The organism is Vibrio profundum (assembly GCF_050337555.1).
In the GTDB taxonomy this organism is placed as follows: domain Bacteria; phylum Pseudomonadota; class Gammaproteobacteria; order Enterobacterales; family Vibrionaceae; genus Vibrio; species Vibrio profundum.
The window spans coordinates 1-22,761 of the sequence record NZ_JAKJTA010000016.1 but is presented as its reverse complement, the minus strand read 5'-3'; the positions used below and the strand labels follow the sequence as shown (position 1 = coordinate 22,761).

20 protein-coding genes and 1 pseudogene are annotated in these 22,761 nt (G+C 42.2%); 13 read left to right on the top strand and 8 right to left on the bottom strand.

Features of this window, described 5'->3' with window-relative positions; translation table 11 throughout:
• Positions 1-204: 204 nt before the first annotated feature.
• The 7 genes from L4C34_RS15225 (at position 205) to rplY (ending at position 7,104) form a co-directional block, all read left to right on the top strand.
• Entirely contained in the window at positions 205-603 is a 399-nt protein-coding gene (locus L4C34_RS15225) for a PepSY domain-containing protein (RefSeq protein WP_428790202.1), read from the top strand.
• 12 nt (positions 604-615) lie between these two features.
• Complete coding sequence (locus L4C34_RS15220; protein WP_428790201.1) at positions 616-1,281, top strand: response regulator transcription factor; 666 nt, start codon at positions 616-618, stop codon at positions 1,279-1,281.
• Positions 1,265-2,614: an ATP-binding protein gene (locus tag L4C34_RS15215; protein ID WP_428790200.1), complete on the top strand. Its 1,350-nt coding sequence runs from the start codon at positions 1,265-1,267 to the stop codon at positions 2,612-2,614. Before L4C34_RS15220 ends, L4C34_RS15215 begins: the two co-directional genes overlap by 17 nt.
• 514 nt (positions 2,615-3,128) lie before the next feature.
• On the top strand, positions 3,129-4,349 hold the full coding sequence (locus L4C34_RS15210) for an MFS transporter (RefSeq protein ID WP_428790199.1): 1,221 nt from the start codon (positions 3,129-3,131) through the stop codon (positions 4,347-4,349).
• 355 nt (positions 4,350-4,704) lie between these two features.
• Positions 4,705-5,700, top strand: coding sequence for a nuclear transport factor 2 family protein (locus L4C34_RS15205; protein ID WP_428790198.1), 996 nt, complete (start codon positions 4,705-4,707; stop codon positions 5,698-5,700).
• A 313-nt stretch (positions 5,701-6,013) separates the two neighbouring features.
• The gene (locus L4C34_RS15200) at positions 6,014-6,439 is read left to right on the top strand and encodes a hypothetical protein (protein ID WP_428790197.1); all 426 of its coding nucleotides are present in this window, start codon (positions 6,014-6,016) and stop codon (positions 6,437-6,439) included.
• Positions 6,440-6,825: 386 nt separating this feature from the next.
• Positions 6,826-7,104 (top strand): 50S ribosomal protein L25, encoded by a 279-nt coding sequence (gene rplY / locus L4C34_RS15195; protein WP_428790196.1) that lies wholly within the window; start codon positions 6,826-6,828, stop codon positions 7,102-7,104.
• 198 nt (positions 7,105-7,302) lie between these two features.
• Here rplY and L4C34_RS15190 read toward each other — a convergent pair whose 3' ends face one another.
• From L4C34_RS15190 to L4C34_RS15165, 6 genes are all read right to left on the bottom strand, one after another.
• Complete coding sequence (locus L4C34_RS15190; protein WP_428790195.1) at positions 7,303-9,753, bottom strand: TcfC E-set like domain-containing protein; 2,451 nt, start codon at positions 9,751-9,753, stop codon at positions 7,303-7,305.
• A 30-nt stretch (positions 9,754-9,783) separates the two neighbouring features.
• The gene (locus tag L4C34_RS15185) at positions 9,784-10,515 is read right to left on the bottom strand and encodes a fimbrial biogenesis chaperone (protein WP_428790194.1); all 732 of its coding nucleotides are present in this window, start codon (positions 10,513-10,515) and stop codon (positions 9,784-9,786) included.
• Positions 10,516-10,563: 48 nt separating this feature from the next.
• On the bottom strand, positions 10,564-11,112 hold the full coding sequence (locus L4C34_RS15180) for a hypothetical protein (protein WP_428790193.1): 549 nt from the start codon (positions 11,110-11,112) through the stop codon (positions 10,564-10,566).
• Between the two features lie 677 nt (positions 11,113-11,789).
• Entirely contained in the window at positions 11,790-13,349 is a 1,560-nt protein-coding gene (locus tag L4C34_RS15175) for a glutamate synthase-related protein (protein ID WP_428790192.1), read from the bottom strand.
• Positions 13,350-13,557: 208 nt separating this feature from the next.
• A complete protein-coding gene (locus L4C34_RS15170) occupies positions 13,558-14,535 on the bottom strand; it encodes a DMT family transporter (protein ID WP_428790191.1) in 978 nt (325 codons plus the stop codon).
• Positions 14,536-14,599: 64 nt separating this feature from the next.
• Positions 14,600-15,313, bottom strand: a complete 714-nt coding sequence (locus L4C34_RS15165) for a helix-turn-helix domain-containing protein (RefSeq protein WP_428790190.1) — start codon at positions 15,311-15,313, stop codon at positions 14,600-14,602.
• Between the two features lie 326 nt (positions 15,314-15,639).
• Here L4C34_RS15165 and L4C34_RS15160 point away from each other — a divergent pair, with 326 nt between their 5' ends.
• Positions 15,640-16,899 (top strand): serine hydrolase domain-containing protein, encoded by a 1,260-nt coding sequence (locus L4C34_RS15160; protein WP_428790189.1) that lies wholly within the window; start codon positions 15,640-15,642, stop codon positions 16,897-16,899.
• A 50-nt stretch (positions 16,900-16,949) separates the two neighbouring features.
• Here the strand turns inward: L4C34_RS15160 and L4C34_RS15155 are convergent, their stop codons facing one another.
• Positions 16,950-17,495, bottom strand: a complete 546-nt coding sequence (locus tag L4C34_RS15155; protein ID WP_428790188.1) for a hypothetical protein — start codon at positions 17,493-17,495, stop codon at positions 16,950-16,952.
• Between the two features lie 368 nt (positions 17,496-17,863).
• Here L4C34_RS15155 and L4C34_RS15150 point away from each other — a divergent pair, with 368 nt between their 5' ends.
• Both L4C34_RS15150 and L4C34_RS15145 read left to right on the top strand, forming a co-directional pair.
• Entirely contained in the window at positions 17,864-18,175 is a 312-nt protein-coding gene (locus tag L4C34_RS15150; protein WP_428790187.1) for a DUF1330 domain-containing protein, read from the top strand.
• Between the two features lie 441 nt (positions 18,176-18,616).
• The gene (locus L4C34_RS15145) at positions 18,617-19,606 is read left to right on the top strand and encodes a GlxA family transcriptional regulator (RefSeq protein ID WP_428790186.1); all 990 of its coding nucleotides are present in this window, start codon (positions 18,617-18,619) and stop codon (positions 19,604-19,606) included.
• Between the two features lie 226 nt (positions 19,607-19,832).
• On the opposite strand, the gene L4C34_RS15140 is transcribed toward L4C34_RS15145, so the two are convergent.
• Positions 19,833-20,210 carry a DUF4345 family protein gene (locus L4C34_RS15140; protein ID WP_428790185.1) on the bottom strand — a complete coding sequence of 126 codons (378 nt, stop codon included), beginning with the start codon at positions 20,208-20,210 and terminating at the stop codon, positions 19,833-19,835.
• A gap of 434 nt (positions 20,211-20,644) precedes the next feature.
• Here L4C34_RS15140 and L4C34_RS15135 point away from each other — a divergent pair, with 434 nt between their 5' ends.
• From L4C34_RS15135 to L4C34_RS15125, 3 genes and pseudogenes are all read left to right on the top strand, one after another.
• Positions 20,645-21,889: a substrate-binding periplasmic protein gene (locus L4C34_RS15135; RefSeq protein ID WP_428790184.1), complete on the top strand. Its 1,245-nt coding sequence runs from the start codon at positions 20,645-20,647 to the stop codon at positions 21,887-21,889.
• A gap of 57 nt (positions 21,890-21,946) precedes the next feature.
• Positions 21,947-22,305 (top strand): annotated as a pseudogene (locus L4C34_RS15130) (solute carrier family 23 protein).
• 66 nt (positions 22,306-22,371) lie between these two features.
• A partial coding sequence (locus L4C34_RS15125) for an IS110 family transposase (protein WP_428790183.1) occupies positions 22,372-22,761 on the top strand: 390 nt, incomplete at its 3' end.

The window sequence follows — 22,761 nt, the reverse complement described above, 5'->3', positions numbered from 1 at the left end:
GGCTCTTCGAAAACCTTAGCTTTTAGAAAACCTTAGCTTTTAAAAGACTAAGCTCTTCAAAAACCACGAAGTCTCACATAACAAGAGTATGTGGTCCGACTGCGCATAAGGTAAACTGCTAACCAAGCCAATAAAGAATTCATCTAAGATTAATCTTGGCAGCCATATACTATCGGCAACACTCGGAAAAGGTTTCACTCAACTATGCAAATTAAATCTGTCGCGACTTTGGCAACTTGCCTTTTTTTAACTTCTGCGGTTTTGCCTGCCTATGCGAACGACCATGGCGAAACCAATGGGCACCAACTTGTGCAAGACGAATACAAGCCGGGCACTAAAGTCACCTTTGACGAAGACCAAGACGAAGTATACGACGCCGTGCAAAAAGGCTTAATTAAGCCCTTCTCCGAACTTTATGATGCGGTCGACACTCAACTAAACGGCCGAGTCATCAAAGTGGAACTAGAAAAAGACGACCACCAGTGGTTTTACGAGCTCAAACTAATGTATAAAAACAATGTCATTAAAGTGAAGTATAACGCCACAACTTTGGGGCTAACTGAGCTCAAAGGTCATAATATTATTGATGTGATCAAAAAGTAAGAGTAATCACCAATGAAAATACTTGTTGTAGAAGACGATGTACGCTTAGGCGAACAAATCATTTCAGCGTTAGAACAAAATGGCTGGGTCCCTGAATGGTCACAAGACGGCATCGATGCATTATATCGAGCCACTTCGGAAGAATGGGATGCCATCGTCCTCGATCTCGGCCTGCCTAAAATCGATGGCCTTACCGTTTTAAAAAGCATCCGCGACGAAAACATCAATACGCCAGTCATTATATTAAGTGCTCGCGATACGCTAACGCAACGTGTAGAAGGCCTAAACTCCGGCGCTGATGACTATCTTACTAAACCATTTGAAGTTGCTGAGTTAATAGCACGAATTCGCGCTCACCTGCGTCGAGCGTCAGGCAATGCCTCTCCTGTACTACAAATTGGCGATCTCAGCCTAGATACGCGCACGTCCAAAGTCCTGTGGCAAGGCCAAGTCGTGAGTCTGACCGCGTTGGAATACAAAGTCGTCGCTTATTTCATGCACAATCCGAATAAGGTCATTTCCCGTACCGAGCTCGTCGAGCATATCTATAAACAAGACTTTGATCGCGACTCCAACACCATTGAAGTTTTTATTGGCCGAATCCGTAAAAAGTTATCACCGAAAGCCATCAAAACCGTTCGCGGACTTGGATATCAGCTGAATGCTCAACAACTTTAACTTCCCTAAGCAACTCAGCTTAAAAAACCGACTACTTCTAGCGGCTATCATCTGGCTTAGCGCCATGATTTTAGCGGCTGGCGTCGGTATTCCTCTCCTCGTGAAAGAATATTTGGTTGGGGATGTGAAAAGTCAGCTGCAACTTTCTATGGATCAAATCACCGCCAATATTGAAGTCGGCAGTAAAGACCATTTGAGTGTCGCCACTCAATTGTCTGATCCTCGTTATCGCCAGCCTTATAGCGGCCTATACTGGGCGATCAAAACCAAAAACCAAATGCTACGCTCACGCTCACTGTGGGACAAAAATATAGACGTGGAAGAAAAAGCCTTTCGTAAAGTCGTAAAAGGGGCCAAAGGTGAGCGATTAATTTATATTACTCAAACCATCTACCTGCCTGACTACCCATATCCTATTGCAATCACCATAGGCTCAGATGAACACCCAATAGAAAAAACATTGCAACGCCTAACGGGCCAACTTTGGTTGATCTTAGGCTCGCTGTACGTCGGGATCTTGTTCTTGATTCGCTTGCAAGTTGGCTGGTCGTTATGGCCACTCAACAAAATGAAACAAGAGCTTGCGTCCCTAAGGCGAGGCGAAAAAGACACCCTCAATGGCTACTACCCCGTAGAAGTTGCGCCACTGGTCACCGATCTCAATGCCTTGTTATTCCACTATCAAGAATTGCTTGAGCGCGCAAGAAACCACGCGGGTAACTTATCCCACGCACTAAAAACACCGCTATCTGTACTAAAAAATGAAATAGCACATTTTAGTGAGCCGCAACAGCACACTCTGCGTCCTCCAATTGAACAAATCCAAGATCAAATTGACTACCATCTAGGACGAGCTCGAATGGCAGGTTCAAGGAACATTCTATCCGTGAAAGCGTCCGTCAGCGAACGCGTCGATGCTATCTCCAACGCCTTTGATAAAGTGTACGCATCAAGAGAGATGGCGTTGATCAATGAACTTGAGCCGGAGCTTGAAGTCGCCGTTGAGCCAACAGATCTCGACGAAATGGTCGGGAACTTACTCGAAAATGCTTACAAGTGGGGAAACTCTATTATTCGCGTACATAGCCAGAAGACAGGTAGTGACCTCATCGAAATATTCATTGAAGACGACGGTCCCGGCATCCCACCTGAAAAAATGGAACAAGTCATTAAACGCGGCGTGCGCCTAGATGAACAAACCCCAGGAACAGGTTTAGGACTCAATATCGTGCATGAGATGGCTCACAGCTATCGAGGTCAACTCAAACTAGCGCCAAGCAAACTGGGCGGGTTAAAAGCCACTTTAACACTGAATATCGCTAAGCCAGTTTAACTTGGTTCAATCTTACTTCGTGTAAAACACCAACACTTTTAAAGGCGATATCACTCAGGTATCGCCTTTAAAAATTTCTTTACCAATGACACAATCCACGCATGCTCCATTAAACTTTCTTCTCGAATTTCCTTTCCATTAATTAGATAAAGATCACATCTATTCATTTATCAGTTTTATATTCCAGCTTTCATTTGACAATGACCAACCAGTTTCATAACCTCAATAGCTTAATCAAGTAGCTGATCAGCTCACGATGTAATGAGACAAATCAATAAAGATATTATCTAGTTAACCCCACCCATATCGAATCATTAACACTTCAGGCCGTCAAAAGCATTCGAGACTATTTTTTAACCGGATATACATGTCATCCGCCTGTGGTAACGGCTTCATCTTTTCTACTCTCTGATAGAAATATGGGACCACTCTATGGATCGTATCAATCGCAGGTACCCCATTAGCATCATTACTAAGCAAGCAGCATTTTAATTACAACCTGAGAACTGTTTTTATGGACGCAATATTACCAAGCATACGAATTAGAGATTTCTTATCACTTTATGCCGTTATTTTGTTAGGATTCCTTGGCTACGCTTTAACCATAACAATGTTTATCCCTATGCTAATGGATGAGCATTTTCTGCTATTACCAACAACCGCTTCTACTTCATTACGTGCGACTTTATCAGGCGGCTTGTTAGCCATGTACCCGTTGGGACAATTTTTTGGATCTCCAATCATCGGCCGATTATCCGATGTTTATGGCAGAAAAAAAGTGCTAATGCTGAGCCTACTGGCCTGTACTATCGGCTTTGCTGGAATAGCATTAAGTATTGAATTTAAACACCTCGGCTTGTTATTTGCGTCCTCTTTTCTAACTGGTTTGTGTGAATCTAACATGGCAATTTCACAATCAGTGATTTCCGACCGCACTCACAATGAGTCACTGAAAAATAAACTCATCGGTTACGGTTATTCTGCTTGTAGCCTAGGCTATATTATTGGCCCATTGCTAGCGAGTGTTTCTCTAAATTATAGCCTCCCCTTTCTTATCACTTCCATTCTAGTGCCTTTTCTAATGTTATGGCTATGGTTGGATTTTGATGATCAATACATAATTAACCAAAGCCAAAAAGTAGAAAAATTAACCTTAGGTAACTCTTTAGGCGCAATCAAATCTATTTTCAGCCAAAAGAAGCTACTTAAGTTTTATATGATTAACTTTGCTATCTTTTTTTCTGTACAAGGGCTTTATCGAGTAATACCTCTGTATATTGTAGACTCTTGGAATCCAACGTTAAAAACATTTTCATACTTAATCGCTTTTGTTTCATCCATGTGCTTCTTTTCGAATATATTCATTCTCGGACCTTTGAGTAATCGCTATACCACCAAAAAACTATTGGCTGGCTTGCTATTAATCGGAGGAGCCATCGTTATCTTTGTTACGGTTCCGGCGCAATTTAACTGGATTTGGTTAACCTACGGGTTGGCCGTTATTCCAACGGTCATGGCCTTGCCAACTTGTACAACCTGGTTAATACAACAAGTCTCAAAATCTGAGCAAGGGCAAGTATTGGGGAATAATCAAGCATTGTTAGTGTTGGGAGAAGCAACCTCGGCAGCTTTAGGTGGAGCGATTGCAGCCATTTGGATACCACTTCCAGTAATAAGCTTAGGTGTAATTTTATTGTTAACGGCGCTAGCTATCAGCCAAATTAAAGAACATTAGCCAGCCTTCTATTCAATGGCAGAGGGAGGAAGATCATCCATCTATTGACGATGAAATGGTCTGCCTCACTCCGCTTACCCTGCATCAGTTTTTCAGTTGGCACGACAATTTAGTTTATTGGCAAGACAACTTAGCTTATTAGCAAGACAACTTAGTTTATGAGCACGTAATAACAGATTACATGTAGGATGATAACTCTACGCAAGTGACAACCCCACTCTTCGCACACAAACAAAACATTTACCCCACGGCTCATTGACAAAACTTCAACTCAAGGTAATTTGGTTACGTATTCAAAAGTGTAAGTTTTTATTTCCTAGGCACCGAAAAGTGACACTTATCAAAGAGGTAAATCATGCCGCACAATATCATCGAACAATTTTACCAAGACTACTTTCACGCATCCGAAAACGAACGTTTAGCATTGGCATCAAACTACTTGAACCCAGATGTTCGCTGGTCTGTCGCCCATCCGATTAACGATCTTCGAGGCCCAGAGACAGCACACAATGAGTTCCTTTCTGTGCTCACACACGCGCTGCCAGATGTAGAACGTCTGCCACAAATCATCATGAATGACAAGTATGAAGGCCGTCAGTGGTATAATTCCACTGGTTATTTTGTTGGGGTGTTTGAACATGATTTATTTGGTATCCCCGCAACGGGAAAAACCTTGTATTTACGTTACACCGAGATGGTTTGCGTTGAAAATCAGCAGATCACAGAATGTTACCTGATTCCAGATTTTATTGACGCGATGAACCAAGCAGGCGTCAACCCGCTACGCACCAGCCTAGGACATGACGGACTTGTTCCCCCACCTGCCACAAACGATGGCATCACAGACCTTTCAGCTTGTACTGCCAGCGGCGAAAAAAGCGCGCAACTCGTTAATGATATGCTGACATGTCTAGGGCGCTTTGATGGTCAAAATCTCTTTTCGATGGATCTCGAAAACTACTGGCACAGCGACTTTATGTGGTATGGCCCTGCGGGAATTGGCACCACCAGAGGTGTAAAAGGATTCCGCAATCAACATCAAGGCCCATTTGTATTCGCATTCCCAGACAGAAGCGTCGATATCAAAGTAAACATGCTCGCCAATAATAACTACGTATCCACAGGGGGCTGGCCTCACATGCACGGCACCCACACTGGGGACAGTGGTTGGCTAGGGCTAGCCCCAACAGGTAAACATATCGAGATGCGGGTTATGGATCTATGGCGTAGGGAAGGTGAACTACTCAAAGAGAACTGGGTCGCCATCGACATTGTTCATATCCTACATCAGCTAGGCTACGACGTGTTCAAGCAAATGAAAGAACAGCAACAAGGGCCAAGCTACGCTTAGTCGATTAGTCGATAAACTCATAAGAGATGCTTATATCCACCGCGTTGGTGTTTAAAATAACCAACGCGGTGTTTGCCACCCAGTTAAGCTCCTAGCCCCCTACTTAAAAGGGTATTGTCCGAAGTTTCCTCACGAAGATTCTCTAGGTTAATTAATGGGCGCTGGCCTCATTAGCGCTTCTGTATATCGAGTACTTTTCAACCCGCCATACCTACTTTAAAAGCAACGAATAACCACAATCCCCTCCTCCCTCGACTGCGACACAGTAACCTATACTAGAGAGAAGCACAGACTCTCAAATGACAGGTAAGTCATGACGAAAAATAGAAACTCACATGGAGAATACATTTTAGATACTTCCATGCTCAGCGAAAACATACTTATCGCGCAACTTACAGGATCGTGGAATCTAGAAACAGCACGCGAAGAGATTGCTGAAATGCTCGTTATATCCGAAAAACTAAAACAGTTTAAGTGGGGGATCTTAATCGATATGCGAGAATGGGAGATTTGTACTCCAGAAGTTATGGAATACTTCAACAGCAGCGTCGAAAAATTTACCGAAAGAAACTTTCGGGTTCAAGCTGTATTGCTGAAAATGAGCATGCAAAAAATGGTCATAGCCGGCTATGAATCAAAGGCTAACGAATCTGATAACATACTAACCACCCAATACTTCAATGATTATAACCTTGCTTTCGATTGGTTATTGGAACGGGTAAAAACGTTAAATCAATAACATAAGATCACGTTGACGATTCTCCGAGTTGCGTCATTAACTTCAACCTAAGCGGTAGCTATACGCTATCAACACGATTACAATTCCCGGCAAGCAACATCAGTAATACTCACCCACAATTTCAGATTACCAAGGTAACTTTAATCGTGATGGAATCTAGCGATCTGAACAAACCTTAATCACAAATGGTATGTTTGCCCTAATCGGTTGAAAATTCTCTCACAAATAAGCGTTAGAGGTGAATTCCTATTGCTCCACGACTAAGACAGTGCTAGTATCCGCGCTCGCTTGAGTCGTTTTTGTTAAAAACCTTTCAAGTGGCCTCATTGAGCAAGGTCGCATTGCTCAATGTAAAATTAACTTTTACTAAATTGAGAGTAAAATCTATGAAATTTGAAACAGTAGTACGTACTGAACTAGGTAAAGGTGCGAGCCGCCGCCTACGTCACGCTGGCCAATTCCCAGCAGTTGTTTACGGTGGTGAAGCAGCACCTGTAGCTATCGCTCTTAAGCACAGCGAAGTCGTAAACCAAATGGACAAGCCTGAATTCTACGAAACAATCACTCTAGTGATTGATGGCGCAGAAGTTAAGGTTAAGCCACAAGACGTTCAACGTCACGCTTTCAAGCCAAAAGTTGAGCACATGGACTTCATCCGTATCTAATTTCCTACCAAGGAATTAGCCGGATTTAATCCAACCTTTTGCATATAAGATACTCGGCTTTACCAACCGGACTATCTAGAAATTCGAAACCCTCGATGCTACCAACATCGAGGGTTTCACCGTTTTTGGCACTTGAAAAGTATTCCCTGCCTTAGCAGCGATGTCCTGTACAAAGTTAAAGCACAAAAAAGCTAGCATTTAAAGTGGGTGACAAACCAAGTGATCCACATACGCAACGTCATCCTCAGGATGAATATTATCGGTATTGACCTCACAATGGTGATGGTTACTGGTAGCAAGCGTTAATGAATGCCCAGACAAAACGTCAACTTGTGAAAACCCTTCTTCATCAGTTTGGGCAAATTCCGCTCCTCCTTCGATATCCGCATGACTGATAGGGACACCCGATGGAGAGACAAATTGGCCAATCAATAGATACGTAGACTGCGCACGCCAATCGAGATCTTGAACGCTCCCATCATGCAGTGTGACTTCACGTTTGGAGTCTAATACTCGCAAATCGTGACTGCGGCTTGAAATTGCAATGTCGTAAGTCTTAAAGCTCGGTAAAGAAAGGAAATAGCTTTTGTTGTTCTCTATCGTCATCGTCACCCGCCCGTTAACGAGAACATCGTATTTCCCCTCTTTAGGCGCATAAACATGTAACATCACACCGCTGTCGTTTTCGTTGCCAGAGAAAGCCCCATGATGAGCTCCCGTGTACACATGGCTCGTGAACGCTTTAATATTGTATAAGGTGCTTGTCGTGCTGTCGCTTCGATTGACAGTCGTCTGCGCATTTAAGTTTGCTGTCGGCGTTTCCGTTGAAATAAATTGCGTCAAATAGCGAGATTTTGAACTGGCGCTTAAATCTGATAAGTAGTAGTTACTAGAGTCACCGACCTTGAAGTGTTTACCTGCTTCTACACTCATTCCAAGCGTGTCGTCTGTGTGGTCTTCATTCTTATCGTCAATTCGTTCAGCGTAGGACGAGACTGCGTAATCAAATCCACCTACGTCGTCAAAATTGAAAGTGAAAGTAAGAAAAAGACTATTTTCATCTTGGTTGGTGCTGGTGTCTAAATTTATATTTAATGACGTGTGGTCACTGAGATGAAATTTATGGTCGACACCGAACGAATAAAAGTGAGTGCTTTGCTGGTTATCAAGGCCGTACCCTAGTCCAAAGTCCAACATAGTGTCAGACAGCTGATAACTAAAGTCTGTGCTAATACGGCTAGTGGAGCTTAGGCTATCGGATACGTATTGGTTAACGCGCTGGCTATCAGCGCTCTCGTTTGCCCATATTCTTCGGTATATAGTGCTAATGTTTACGTGATGAACATAGCCACTGACCGCTAACCCTGCACCATAATCACCCAAATTGCTGGCCGCTGATGAAGCAATGATAGACACTTGTGGGAGCTGGCTAATAAATTCAAGTTCGCCGATAAATTCTTTGTTGCCCAATAAGACCGTATGTTCTGCAAGCCCAAAAAAATGATGGAGTCGTTGCTCGGCAGATATATTAATGCTGTCTACGCCGTTAACCCGAGGGAAGGTTTCCGTACTACTTATATCAGCGAGCTGTCCATAACTTATATAAAAGCTAGGTAGGCTATACAGAGGAAGAGCATCCGTTTTAACAAAATAGGTAGTACGACTGGATGTCTGTCCATTAATGGCAATCGTCTTAAGCTGAATGCTGTACGTGCCCGTAGGGAGCAAACTCGTGTCTAAGTAATGATTTCCCTGAGTGAAGTATTGTGTAGTGACGAGTCGGTTATCTTTGTATATTTCAATATAACTGGGAGAGACGAGCGAGACTTCAAGTGGCGTGGCTATCTGAGATTGATAGTTATTCATCAAATCGGTCTTCGTTGAAACGCTTGCTCCTAGCACTTTGTATTGGGGAATAATCAGAGTACCGAGTGTATCCTGGATACCCAGCTGAGCCATATATTGCTGCTTACGATAGCTGGCATTGATGTTTTGTATCGAGTAATAATGAGCATTTTGGGTATCGCTATTGGTACCTGAAAAGCTGTCATCCAATTTAGCACCCCAGTTTCCGTACCCAAGGCGCATTTTGTGTGAAAGCGTATAGTCTGTACTCGCTGGGTTTCCTCCGATTACATTGCCACTAAGCTGATTAATCGCACTAAACCCAGCGCTAGAGTCTGCAAGATAGCCTGCGGCATTCGACTTCTTTTGTAAAAATTCAGGGTTAATGAATACGCTGACTCTGTAACGGTTACGATAAAGTATGACAGATAAGGTTTTGGGCACTATATAGCCACAGCGCTCTCCGTGAGTACATGCAAGATTAGTATTGGCATTTAAAGGCTCGGATAGCTTTCTACTAATGATCGCAAGGTAATCTTTTTTTATCACACCTTTCAGTTTATTAAAAAGCTCCTCATGCTCTTCGAACGTGATTTCTTCATCATTGAAATGGGCTAGATAGCTGCCTAAATCTTCCTTGCCGAAATAGACGTCAACAATGGTTGTTTCATCATCGCTTATATTCTCAAAACCTTCGGGGATCTCGGTATTTGCATAAGCTTTATACGCAATCGAGAAACTAGAAAAGATGATTATAAAAATAAAATAGAAAGCATAGCGCTTTCTATTTTTTAAAACTTCCATGATCGTTCAGCTAATGTCTAGAGATTATCCTTAACCAACTTTAATCACGACGTCATCAACTTTATTAACGACTTTTTCCCCAAACCTAAGATATTTTGAGCCACTAGGGACGAGCAAGCTATCTTTGTGGTTTGGAAACAAGGTGACAGGGGCAATGGATTGACATTGATCATCTGCTTTACAAGCTTTTATTTCAACCAGATTGATACTTGTGTTTCCGTTGTTGGTAAGTAAAACCTCTTTTTGATGACTTTGGCTAGAGACTTTGTAATCTAAGTGAGGTTTTAGCACGTTAGGCCTGATATACACTCTAACCACTCGTAATATTGAACCTTGAACTTTGACTCCCATGCCTCCAGCAGTCGCTACCGATGATGTCTTGTGGTTTGGGACGACTTGATCAACAACAATATCAATCACCCTATCTGCTTTAACGTTTTTGGTTAAGTTAGTGATTCGCACCCTTTTGATTTGGTTAGGGCGCAAAACCATTTTTCTTGGAGAAACAATCACCTTGTAGGCTCGCTTTAGCGTATCCTTCTGAGATTGCTCACTTTGAGGTTTGTCAGAGTCATAAACAAAGATACCGATATACGCTTTAGTATCTCCAGAGTTCTTAACCGTAACAAACTCGTTGCGGTTATCCTTACCAAGCTCTACCACTTGCGGACTGACACCAATCAGTGCTTTCGCATAGAGTAGTGGTGTGAAAAGTAGTGGCGCAAAAAGAAAAAGCATGACGGAAATAACTGTTTTATGCATTACAAACCTACAACATCAATGGAAATAAATAGATTAAAAATCATATAGCTATGTTGAGGAAGTGGCCAAATCTAACTTCGCATCATATGAACCAGCTTTAGCGGCCTTAAGATCGTCTGCAGCAATGGTGAGCTCAATTTCTTCAGCAAACCCATTACAGCTTATATGGTTCGTTCCACCTTTTGCGGTCACAATGGTCGCTTTATTGTAAGGCATACTTACGCCATTGATTGCGATCTGATAGTTAACCTTTAAACCTGATAAATCGCCACTGCCTACCAAATTATAAGCGCCATCTGAACTTGAGGCAGTAACAGGTAATTCTTTATCTTTATGGTTCGAATAAGCACAAAAAGTACCAAGGGTTACCGTTTTGCCTTCGCCCTTGATAATGGCGTCTTCTATGTCGTCCGCGCTGATTGAAAAGCTGTCTACAAGGCTGAGATTGTCAATCATATTATGACGGTCAATAGTCACTGTACTTTGGTCTGAGCTGGATTGATTTTGCTTCGAATTTTTTGCATGAGCAACACCGGCCATCCCTATACCCATAACTATCAAAATAGACGAGGTGGTAATTACATTTTTTATCGGCATATTTTTGGTCTCCTAGTTCCTTGGTGACTTTGCGTGTATGGGAGATTGAATAAGTTTACTGCGTACTCTGTCCATAAAATATTCCATACCGCAATATGAAAAGAATACTGCATGATGAGCATACTGTTATTTCAGACTTGTTGCAAAACTGACTTTGTGAGGAAAAGTGAGTAGATTCAATATAATGACAGATTAACTCATATCCTCATAATCAACTTTACATAAAACCAATTCACCCAATGTATTATTATTCGTTCCTAAGCTTGGTAAACGCAGAAATCACCTAGTAAAAGGCCTTTTCAATTCAACATCTGGTTAAACATCAACCAGAAAATTAACATCGAGGTCGAGTTGTATTACAGTTCGTATTTGATTCAGTAAATGTAAACAATGTGCTGCTGATCCATTTATGCTATTTAAAACTAGGGGCTGCCTAATTTCGCAGTACGAGACTCAATCAACAATGTACCAATAGCCACATTTACGCGAATACCTTCAAAAGCCATTCAATGTGTAAAGTGGTCATAAACACGGCCAATGTCCTCATGAATTGTATAATTAGCCGTTAATATCGTTCTAAGTGTGGTGCATATAGTTGTTTTGGCGGGGCGATTTAGAGTCTTACCATGCCGTTCAAAAAGGGCTCACCAAAGATCAATGCCTTAATGGAAAACCGCTTACTTCATTGAGTCCCCCAACGCTGTCACTCCTGAATATTTGACCCCCGATAAATACGCCAATTCACGATTCCATGTGGCGAGATCGTTGATATTAAACATACTCAGCTGGTCGTGCCCACATGCTCTCGCCATCACTTGCATCAACTCAGTTGAGGCGTTAAAAAAATTACTTAATTGTTGAGAGGATTTTTCAACATTCAGCCGTTGCCTTAAATCTGCCTTTTGAGTTGCGATCCCTGCGGGGCAGTTATTAGTGTTACACATACGAGCAGCAACACAGCCAATCGACTGCATGGCACTGTTAGCAATCGCGACGCCATCGGCCCCTAACGCCATGGCTTTTACAAAATCCATCGGAACTCTCAGCCCGCCGGTAACAATTAAGGTAACTCGCCCGCTAGCTCCTTGTTTGTCGAGATACGCTCTCGCCCGAGCAAGAGCTGGAATGGTTGGCACACTAATGTGATCGCGGAACATCTCAGGAGCTGCGCCAGTACCACCACCGCGGCCATCAAGAATGATGTAATCAGCGCTCGCATCGAGAGCAAACTGAATATCTTGCTCAATGTGATTGGCGCTGAGCTTAAACCCAATAGGGATACCTCCCGTTATTGCCCGCACATGGTCAGCAAATTTTTTAAAGTCTTCCGCCGTATGAAGGTCTTTAAAGGTTGAAGGTGAAACCACCGATGTCCCTTCTACAACACCACGTACTTCAGAGATTTTCCCTACATTTTTATTCGCAGGAAGATGTCCGCCAGTGCCTGTTTTAGCCCCCTGTCCCCCTTTAAAGTGAAATGCTTGGACCGATTTCAATTTTGATTCATCGTAACCGAAGCCCGCGCTGGCTAATTCGTAGAAATAGCGTGAATTGGCCGCTTGTTCTTCGGGCAGCATTCCACCTTCACCAGAACAAATTCCTGTCCCTGCTAGCTCCGCGCCCATCGAAAGTGCCGTTTTCGCCTCTTCTGAGAGCGCACCGAAACTCATATCAGAGACCAACAAAGGAATAGCCAGTCTTAGTGGTTTCCTTGTTTGAGGGCCAATAATCAACTCGGTGCCAACGTTGATATTTTCCAGCAGTGGTTGTCTGGCCATCTGCGCGACCATAATTTGTAGGTCATCCCAATGGGGCAGTAGATGCCTCGGCACCCCCATCGAGGTCATCGGCCCATGGTGGCCGACTTTACTCAGCCCCTCTCGCGCTAACTGATGAATAAACTCGACTGTCGGCTCTTCCTCGGTGGCCGTTGCAACCGGAGCATCTCCCACATTTTGTATCTGGACACCTGCTAATTGCTGACCAATTTGGGCATTCGAAAACTGTTTATGAGAACCATCACAAAATGGAGGGTTGGCAGTATGTTTACATCGGCATAAATAGGCGTCGCCGCTTTCTTCCGCGATAAAGCTTTTGGGCGAAAACCCAGAACCCGCATGAGAACCATCACAATAAGGCTGCTTTTGGGAACGCCCACATGTACAAAAATAATACTCTTGGCCTTTGTTTAACTCTACTTTGATAGGTTTATTGTCTGCAATTATTGGTGTGTTCATGGGTCACCGACTCCATTCTAAGATCCATTTTTTATGGCTTATCTATTAGAGTAGGAAAAGATGAAATGGATGGGCGTATTATTTTGTACATAGAGCAACCAAAACTCCAGCACCTGACATCATTATTGGTTGAAAATTGAGTTAAAAAGGAGATTGAAATTAGAATATATTCAAAAAATAATGATAACTCATCAAGGTGTCACTAAAATTATTTGCTCCACGACAAAGTCAGCGACCATTCACTTTTAGATTGAATCAACAAACAGATAGTAATCAACCCTATGCCACACCAACCGAGTCGTGGAATCAGTTCACCGACAACGACAACTGCCAATGCTGCAGCGACCACAGGTTCAAGTAATGTAAGTAAGGTCGCGTTACTTGCCTCAACATGCCTTAATCCAAAACCAAAAGCGATGTAGCCGAAACACATTGGAACTACCGCCATATAGCCAAGGACTAGCGCATTAGTTGAAGAAGAAAACAGGGTGCCCCCTGTAAAAATGAGGGTTGGAATGAGTAGTGTTGCACCGATGCCAAAAATACTGCCCATTGCAGCCTGCGACGGAACACCTTCATCTATCATAGTTTTCGCAACCCAAGAATAGATGGCGTATGTCAAACCTGCGGCAATGCCAAGAACGATGCCGAGCAATCTTAAACTTGAATCTCCATGAGTCATCCCCGAAAGCTCAGAGAAGGCGAGTAGCGTAATCCCTACTACCCCAATCCCAAAGCTTAAAATCCATTGTTTGGTAATATAAGTATTTTTGCCAAAAAGACATTCTAGTAATACAGAAAAAAATGGGGCGGTCGCGATTGAAATGACAGTACCTACCGCGACTCCTGCTAAATTCATAGATGAATAGAAGGCAAGTGGATAAATTGCGAGCGCCAGCGCGCTGATGAATAACCTCTTCTTATGCGATAGGATTTTTCTGCAGTGCTGTGTTATCTCAGTGTATGCCAAGCTTGCTTGAACCATCCCCCCAATACCCATCGAAAAAGCGCCGATAGCAAGGGGGCTAATCTCTGGAGCAAGGCTAGCAACCGTTCCCGTTGTTCCCCATAAAAGAGACGCGAACAATATAGACAGGCAGCCTTTTTGATATGGACTGAGTCGATTTTGGATCGTTGTCAAAGTGATTACCACCAAAGTGTAATATTTACTCGTGATGAAAATCATAGCGGAAAAAGGACAGTAACATTTTGTCAAAAGGACGGAATTATTGTTCGTCCAGACGATTTATTCAGGATCGTGCAAATTCACGTGGAGACATACCAAAATGGAGAGAAAATCGGCGGCTGAAAGCAGAAAGGTTACTATACCCAACTTTGTCAGCGATAATCTGAACGGGTAAGTCCGTATGGGTGAGTAGTGCTTTGGCTTTTTCCATGCGATGTTCGGTAATATATTTGTGGACACTCATCCCTAAATTATCTTTAAAGACTTTTTTAAACTGAGTTGGACTAAGGCAAGCCGCTTTGGATAAATCCGTTATCGTTAATGGCCGATCATATTGTTCAGCAATCATCTCTTGTACCGCACGAATCCTAGGTTCAAGAAGCTGAACGGATTCTTGCTGCTCTAACAGCATATAAAAAACATTAACAATTGAAGCTTCTATTCCACTGTCTACCTGATATTCAAGCTGTTTTTCAACAAAATGGAGAAAACTAAGCATAGGAGATGAAACCGAAAACAAAACCAAATGTTCATTAAGTAAATAATCTGGCAATCTATCTAGATCCACCACAATAAAGCGAGCGGCTTCATTGGCTTTGAAAGCATGGGGCACACCCGCTGAAATCACCACACATTCCCCCACTGTCACTTTACCTACATAGCCCGCCGTATCGATATCAATTTTACCTTGAATGGGCAACACAAGTTGATGGTAATGACCATGCACATGGCTTTTCAGTTGTTTGGTGTAAGCGCGGATACTTAAACTGGTTTTCATAGAAGCAGCGAGTTATATAAATCAGAGCCACAGTATAACGCCTATGACTTGTTCATAAACAGAACCTTCAACGTTCACTCATTATTTATATGGGCTTAAAACAATTAGTCAGAAAGACTATTAGGGATTCAAACTCAGAATCCATGCACGACAAGATAATGGGCACCTTTATAGGGCGAGAATACTGTCTCTAGATCAAAACATTGGCGTCACCACCCTCACCCAAAAGAAACCAACTGCCTTCTAACCACCTGACTTAGCTGGTAAAGTGACATTTCAAATGCAAAAACGCATAAATTAACCCATAAGAAAATTGGGGCCAGAAAATGGATTTACAGGTACACATAAGAAAGGTTATTGTTAGCTGCAGCATCGTTATCTGCTCGACGAATGCCTTTGCCAAAAGCACATCCACCAGCCAACAGCTTCAGCAAGTCGTTGAAGTAGCCCAAAACCGATTTGATATCAATGCGGTTTCAATGGCAATCTTAACCCCAAGTAACCCAAGCCCACAGAGCTTTGTCACTGGCAGTATTTCAATGCTGAACCACACAGCAATTGAGCAAGACAGCATGTTTAAAGTCGGTAGTATCACCAAAACCTTCACTGCTGCCCTGATTGCTAAAGCAATTGATGAAAGAAAGCTTCAACTCAACGATAAACTAGGGCAGCTTCTTCCGCAGTACTCAAAGTGGAAAGACATAACTGTTGAGCAACTCGTCAATCAAACCAGTGGTATTATAGACTACGATGCAACGCCAGATTGGTGGAAAAACTTAGTTGTTGAGAAAGACAAAACTTGGCTTTCAAGCGAGTTAGTACAACTGTCGTACAACAGTAAAAAGGCTTTCTCTTCGGGACACGGTTGGCAGTACTCAAATACAAATTATGTTTTACTCGGGATGATCTTAGCCAAAGTCTACCACCAACCTGCCGAACAACTTATCACTCATCTCATTGAGAAAACCAACCTGAAGCAAACTTACTACTCCCCTACCGGCTACAAGCAGTCTATACACAATAAAATGGTACACGGTTATTTTCGCAATCAATTTGACGAAACAAACATGAACGGATCTTGGCTCAGAACTGCCGGAGCTTTGCTTTCCACGCCCGTTGATATGGTTGAGTGGATGCATACTAGAATTAGTTCTCCGAATGCCAAAGGCTTCTACGGCCTTAATCAGTTTAAATTTACCGACACCGAGAATGGGCGTGCATATAGTTCAAGCTCTGCTGCAGGCTATAGTTTTGGGGTATTCAAACGGGACACACCCAGTGGCCCCCTTTACTTTACTCCCGGCTTAACGTCAGGTTATGTTTCAATGTTGGTCTATGCACCTTGCTACGATACTTACTTTGCCTACTCTAGCAGCAAAGCACCCATTTATGGTTTCCACGACTTTATGTTGTCGAAAACAATGGAGATACTTGCACATGACGAGAGGCTACTTAATATTTTGAATAAAATGAATTTGCCTTCTTATTGTCATCCTTCAGCATCGCACCCTATACAAAAGAACTTTTTAAAGCCCCTAATAGTTGGCAATCACCAGCACAAAACCCAACCTAAGTCAAAGAGTTAAAGGTATGTTCAAAACAATCACAGAGCCTTTTAAAAAGGATCTACTAACACTCAACCGCACGGAACACTCACAATAGAATAGTACTTCGCCCAGTTAAGATTGGTATTGGAAACCAAAGCGGAACAATCAACAAATTCATGAATGGGTGTACCTGCTTTCGCTAAGCGAGACAGCGCATGGCTGTCGGGTTTCCATAGTAGGACAAAGTCATAAGAGCGGTGCGTGAATACATACACGCTCCCTCCAGTTTCTTTTTCGGGAACGATGTCAGATAAAACAAATAAATGATATGGCACCGGCCCTCCATCACTGTTAACCGAGGGATGCGAAGCATAGAAAATGGATTTAAAACCGGGTAACTTGTTTTTATATTGCGGTTCCAGCGCCTTTAATAACTCGACTCTACGCAGCGTCTCTCGTTTAGTATTGCTCGCAACTTTACTAGCGCAATGTTCTCCACTGTATAGAGAAAAGCTACAGATCGAGGCGTGATACGCATCATCTGGAACCGCTACCTTCGCCACCTTACGTTGCTCAGATACCGTCGATGCTTGGCAAGCGGTTAAAAGCAATAGCAATGTGCAATAAGGTTTCATCTATCAAACTCTTAGTAAAATTGAACCTTATTTTAGCTTAGCACTCAGCAGAATATTTGATGGCCAGGTACGCGATAGAAATGAGTAGGCTTGTCTAATATTTGCAAAATGGCTGTGGCATCCCGTCTGTCAACATGCTCATCGGAAGAGTTCTTCAAAAAATCATCTTAGGCCTGTAAGTTAAAGGTCTATTATTGCCAACTTATAATCTAATGTAGCAATATTTTTGATCCTATGACATGACTTATAAAACGACGATTCCCATGTGACATTTTATTGATGTATAACGGTTAACACCGTATGTTATCTTGGGAACGCCTAATGAAGTTAGGTATCTATTTCTATAAACTATATATTCAGGAGGCGACATGAGCGCATATATGATAGGAACGATTAAAGTAAAACAACCAGAAAAACTTCAAGAGTACTTTAAAAAAGTACAAAAACTCGCCATGCCTTATGGCGCAGAGCCAATCGTTATGGGAAAGGCACAGTATGTCATTACTGGTGGCGATTGTGATCACGAGCTCAACGTTGTCCTTAGATTCCCAAGTATGGAAAACCTTCAGTCGGTATTTGAAAGTGATGAATATAAGACTCTTATTCCATTGAGAGAAGAAGGTGCAGAGATAAAAATGACGGCATATCAAATGGAAAATTTGGTACAGCCTCAACCCTGATTCTAGATAATAACCACTACCAATGAATAGGTTATTAAAATAATGGGTAACATAGCGATTAACGACTCATATTTGTAGCTCAATTTCAAGGTTCATTTCTGACAAAAAAACCAAAACCAGCCCACTCATGTGGGCTGGTTTTATTATATCTATATTATTATTTTTGATTTCTGTCCATATTGGACTTTATATTTCCGGAATGGAGCTAATAATAGTTTTTGTTGAGATATAAACTTATGTATCTAACCTTAACGTATCTTTTTGAAAACCTTTCAGCAATCCAGTTTCTTTTATATAAAGTGAAAATCATTCCATTTCATTTCCCAATCTGAAGGTGAGCCCTCAGGGTCTACTGGATGATAATTATACCAGAATATCAAAGACGCTTGGTTAAGCAGCAAGCTGAAGCTTGAGGAACGTTTTCCTATATTGGAGTAATTGATGAAAAAAGTGATCATCTTAGCTACCGATCATTGTTTATTCTCAAGTATTGGAGGGCCGATGGATATGTTGCTACATGCTGGTGCTCTATGGAGCGGCCATGTAAAAGCTAAGCAATCTCCTTTTTTTGATGTAAAGATTGCCACAGTTGATGGCCAAGCCGTGATGGCATCCAACCAAGTGCCAATCACACCACACTGTTCGATAAACGAGGTGGTCCATACTGATCTCATTATTATTCCTTCTCAAGGACCTAGGTTCAATGGTTCAGATCCGACTTTAAATTTACAAATACAGTGGATGGTTAAGTGGCATAAAGAAGGCGCAGATCTCGCTTCTATAGGCACAGGCGCTTTTACGCTTGCCGAAACGGGGCTACTCAATGGAAAAAAGGCCACGACGCACCGAGCAGCTGAAAAAGATTTTAGAGCACGATATCCAAAGGTTGAGTTATGCACTGATCAGGCAGTTATTGATGAGGGGAACTTGCTATGTAGCCGAGGGACAACTGCGGATCTCAATCTAACGTCCTATTTAATAAACCGATATTGTGGAAGTGCTATCGCCTTACAATCTTCGCTGTATGCTTTTATGGATCTAACCCACAAGCCTTCACCTAATATCCCTATTTTTCTTCCTGAGAAAAATCACCAAGATTTTGTGATCTTAAAAATCCAAGAATGGATTGAAAAAAACTCGAATCGAAGTTTATCGATGGAGGCGATGGCTGAACGTGCTGCGATGAGCCCACGAAACTTCCATCGCCGATTCAAACAAGCCGTAGGGGAAACGGCGTTGAACTACCTCCAAATGGTGAGAATCGAAGCGGCAAAGAGGGAACTTGAAACCAGTCAACGTTCATTTGATGAGATCTCATACGATGTCGGCTACAAGAATGTTAGCTTTTTTCGCCGAGTGTTCAAGCGCTCCACAGGGTTATCGCCTTCTGCCTATAAAAAGAAGGTTACTGTTCAGCATACCGAAGACTAACTTTAGTTTTCATATTGCTTAATATCCTGAGAAAAGGTTTGTTGCAGTGCGAATAACATACTGACGGCGGAACTGGGTTTTCGGCATTGGGTCTCATGCTGTGGCAAAAGAAAAAATAAGAGCGTCTGTTTCTTCCGCCGCGTATTTAAACAGTCGATAAGGCTAACCCAGCCGCTTACCAAAAGAAATTTCCCAAATACTTAGAAGTTTAATCTTTCATTAAAAATTAAACTCCGAGATACGTGTAAGCGACAACAAAAATGGTCACCATAATCATCTCCATAACCAATGGGAAGCCAATTTTTCTGTCAAAACCATCCCCAGCGATGCCGACCCATCGACCAAAAACGACAGCACTCATTGTCATTGCCACTGCGAGGAAAAAAGTAGTATTGCCGGTGACCAGCCCAGTCACCAATATAACTGAAGAACCTATAAACAAACCACCGAGAAACCCCCGCACCGTATTGAGACCTGCTGCTGTTTCTATTCCAATATCGAGAACTTCAACCATCGACTTAGGTACGAACACCGTTCTAATACCTAGACCGGCCAAAAATAAACTGCTTAACAGCACCAAGCCCTGCAAGATAGTGTCCATCATACTAATCCCCTCAAATATTAGGTTTAATTTCTGAGGTTGAATTCGTTTAACGCTATCCCAGATCTCAAATATGTTCCGATCCTGTCACGCTGAATGCTTCCTCGTATGCAGTTCCAGCATATATTTCTCTCAATTCTTTACTAGACTTAAAGAGGACAATTAAAGTCTGATCCGGACAGGTTGAGCACAAATCTCATCTACTCATATTCCGGCATCTGCCTGCCGTAACTCAAGAAGAGCCACCACTCTAACCTAATGAAAATAAACAAGATTACCCTTTAGATAAGCTAATGATTAGAAAAGGACGAAGATTTCCGATCAAACACTATTGGCCTCCGAGGTCAGGCGTATACGCAAATAACAAAAGAAAGTCGTTAGAGCTACACAACCAACTAAACTTAGTGAATTAGAGAAAAGTAATGTGTGCCAACCCTATGAAAAAAATCATACTAATTTTTATCCTAGTATACTCCAGTATTACGTTAGCGGATGAAGTTCGTATAGGGATGAGTATCAATGCGCCCTATCAAGTAGAGGATACATCGGGGTTATCCGGAAGTGTCGTGGCCTTAATGAAATGCTCATTAGATAAGTTGGAAACTCCCTACAAAATCTCTGTGTATCCTTGGAAAAGATCGGTTGGTTTTCTAAGGGCATCTGTGGTGGATATTATATTCAGCTATGAACAAAATTCAGCGTTAGATTCCGTTGCCCAATTTTCCACTCCGTTAGTACTCGAATCTTGGTATTGGTATTGGACTAAAACACTCCCAGAAGTCAACGGCGATTATCATGATTCATCCATTGCTGTTGTATTAGGTAGCAGTCAAGAGCGATGGCTAGCAGACAATCAATACAAAAAAGTCCACCCTGTCCTGTCGATTGAGCAAGCATTAGGACTATTAAGTATAGGAAGAGTGGACCTTCTTTTATCCGATAGCACTCAAATCGAGGCAACATCTCAAAAAATGGGGATAGATTTGGGAAAGTTTGGCAGAGAATTCATCCGATTTTCGACACTAGGTGCCTATATATCCAACAAATTTATTAAAAATAACCCTAATTACTTTGCACTACTAAATGAAAGCATTAAAAGCTGTGAACCAGTAGGCTCAAAGTTAAATAAAAAGTTTAAATCGGTTCTAGACACTCAGGCTAGAGCAATCGCTAAAGTCGCTGAGTCTAGCGTATTGATTGAGTCGATTAGCGCATCGAATAAGAAGATGGACAGTATAGATTTCGAGGAGATCAGTAAGCTTGACCAAACTTGGATTGAAGAACGAAAATCACAATCAGGAGAGTTAATCCAACGGATTATGTCGAATAAATTATCGTCATATTTAAGAGAAATAAAAACAAATCACCCAAACTTATACACCGAAATATTTGCGATGAACAAACACGGTTTAAATGTTGGTCAAAGTGATATAACGAGCGATTATTGGCAAGGGGATGAGTCTAAATTCATTAATACCTTTGGACTAGAGTCAAAAGAAGCGTTCATCGATGACATAAAATATGACCATTCAACACATCTATTCCAGTCTCAAATCAGTATAAGCGTTTTCAAAGAGAACAAAGCTATTGGCGCAATTACATTTGGAGTTAATGTCGAAGAGGCTCTGAGATTGTCCTCCGAAACTCTCACGACTAACGTATCCAGACAAAAATCTCCATAAAACACTAAGAGTTAGGCGTTCTGCTTACCGAAAAAATGCTCGTGACGTCTTTATAGCATGATCTCGGCGATTTTTGGTTCACTGCCAAGCACGACCTACGCACAAAACAATGGCGTGATCCAAATGACGGGGTTGCTAGCCGATATGTCGGGGCCTATATTGGTGCAATTTTGTGGATATTAGGATTACTGCCGTTTTTCGCCAACCTCATTGAACAAATCCCCACGCCTGTTTTAGGGGGCGCTACCCTAGTTATGTTTGGTAGCGTAGTCGCCACTGGCATTCGCATCATCACCCAAAAACCACTTGGGCAACGTGCAATGCTCATTGTCGCCTTGTTATTTAGTGTCGGGTTAGGTATTGAAGCCGTCCCAGAGATATTGCGCCAGCTACCCGACAGTATCCAGCATATCTAATGAGATGGTACGTCCCTCCCTACAGCTAAACTCGAATAGGTTTAGTCTTAAAAAGGAAAGTACCAGATGAATATCCCATACATTATTGGAATCGATTTAGGTAAGAACTCTTTTCATTTAGTTGGTCACGACCAGTCTGGGCATCAATTGTTTAAGAAGAAGTTTACTCGCCAAAAGCTCCTCGAATTTTTATCTTTCCATGAGCCTGTAATTATCGCAATGGAATCATGTGGCGGCTCCCATTGGCTAGCTAGAAAGTGTGCTGAATATGGTCACACAGCTAAGTTGATCCCTCCTCAATACGTGAAACCTTACGTTAAAACAAATAAAAACGACTTCATTGATGCCGATGCTATTGCTGAAGCGGCTTCTCGACCTACGATGAGGTTTACATCAGCCAAAACTGAATCAGCTCAAGTGATTTGTACTATTCGAAAAATTCGCTGTGGATATATT

Bases quoted from the DNA above. Each gene is read 5' to 3' on its own strand.
- L4C34_RS15225 (WP_428790202.1), top strand. From the start codon at position 205: ATGCAAATTAAATCTGTCGCGACTTTGGCAACTTGCCTTTTTTTAACT.
- L4C34_RS15220 (WP_428790201.1), top strand. From the start codon at position 616: ATGAAAATACTTGTTGTAGAAGACGATGTACGCTTAGGCGAACAAATC.
- L4C34_RS15215 (WP_428790200.1), top strand. From the start codon at position 1,265: ATGCTCAACAACTTTAACTTCCCTAAGCAACTCAGCTTAAAAAACCGA.
- L4C34_RS15210 (WP_428790199.1), top strand. From the start codon at position 3,129: ATGGACGCAATATTACCAAGCATACGAATTAGAGATTTCTTATCACTT.
- L4C34_RS15205 (WP_428790198.1), top strand. From the start codon at position 4,705: ATGCCGCACAATATCATCGAACAATTTTACCAAGACTACTTTCACGCA.
- L4C34_RS15200 (WP_428790197.1), top strand. From the start codon at position 6,014: ATGACGAAAAATAGAAACTCACATGGAGAATACATTTTAGATACTTCC.
- rplY (WP_428790196.1), top strand. From the start codon at position 6,826: ATGAAATTTGAAACAGTAGTACGTACTGAACTAGGTAAAGGTGCGAGC.
- L4C34_RS15190 (WP_428790195.1), bottom strand. From the start codon at position 9,753: ATGGAAGTTTTAAAAAATAGAAAGCGCTATGCTTTCTATTTTATTTTT.
- L4C34_RS15185 (WP_428790194.1), bottom strand. From the start codon at position 10,515: ATGCATAAAACAGTTATTTCCGTCATGCTTTTTCTTTTTGCGCCACTA.
- L4C34_RS15180 (WP_428790193.1), bottom strand. From the start codon at position 11,112: ATGCCGATAAAAAATGTAATTACCACCTCGTCTATTTTGATAGTTATG.
- L4C34_RS15175 (WP_428790192.1), bottom strand. From the start codon at position 13,349: ATGAACACACCAATAATTGCAGACAATAAACCTATCAAAGTAGAGTTA.
- L4C34_RS15170 (WP_428790191.1), bottom strand. From the start codon at position 14,535: ATGATTTTCATCACGAGTAAATATTACACTTTGGTGGTAATCACTTTG.
- L4C34_RS15165 (WP_428790190.1), bottom strand. From the start codon at position 15,313: ATGAAAACCAGTTTAAGTATCCGCGCTTACACCAAACAACTGAAAAGC.
- L4C34_RS15160 (WP_428790189.1), top strand. From the start codon at position 15,640: ATGGATTTACAGGTACACATAAGAAAGGTTATTGTTAGCTGCAGCATC.
- L4C34_RS15155 (WP_428790188.1), bottom strand. From the start codon at position 17,495: ATGAAACCTTATTGCACATTGCTATTGCTTTTAACCGCTTGCCAAGCA.
- L4C34_RS15150 (WP_428790187.1), top strand. From the start codon at position 17,864: ATGAGCGCATATATGATAGGAACGATTAAAGTAAAACAACCAGAAAAA.
- L4C34_RS15145 (WP_428790186.1), top strand. From the start codon at position 18,617: ATGAAAAAAGTGATCATCTTAGCTACCGATCATTGTTTATTCTCAAGT.
- L4C34_RS15140 (WP_428790185.1), bottom strand. From the start codon at position 20,210: ATGATGGACACTATCTTGCAGGGCTTGGTGCTGTTAAGCAGTTTATTT.
- L4C34_RS15135 (WP_428790184.1), top strand. From the start codon at position 20,645: ATGAAAAAAATCATACTAATTTTTATCCTAGTATACTCCAGTATTACG.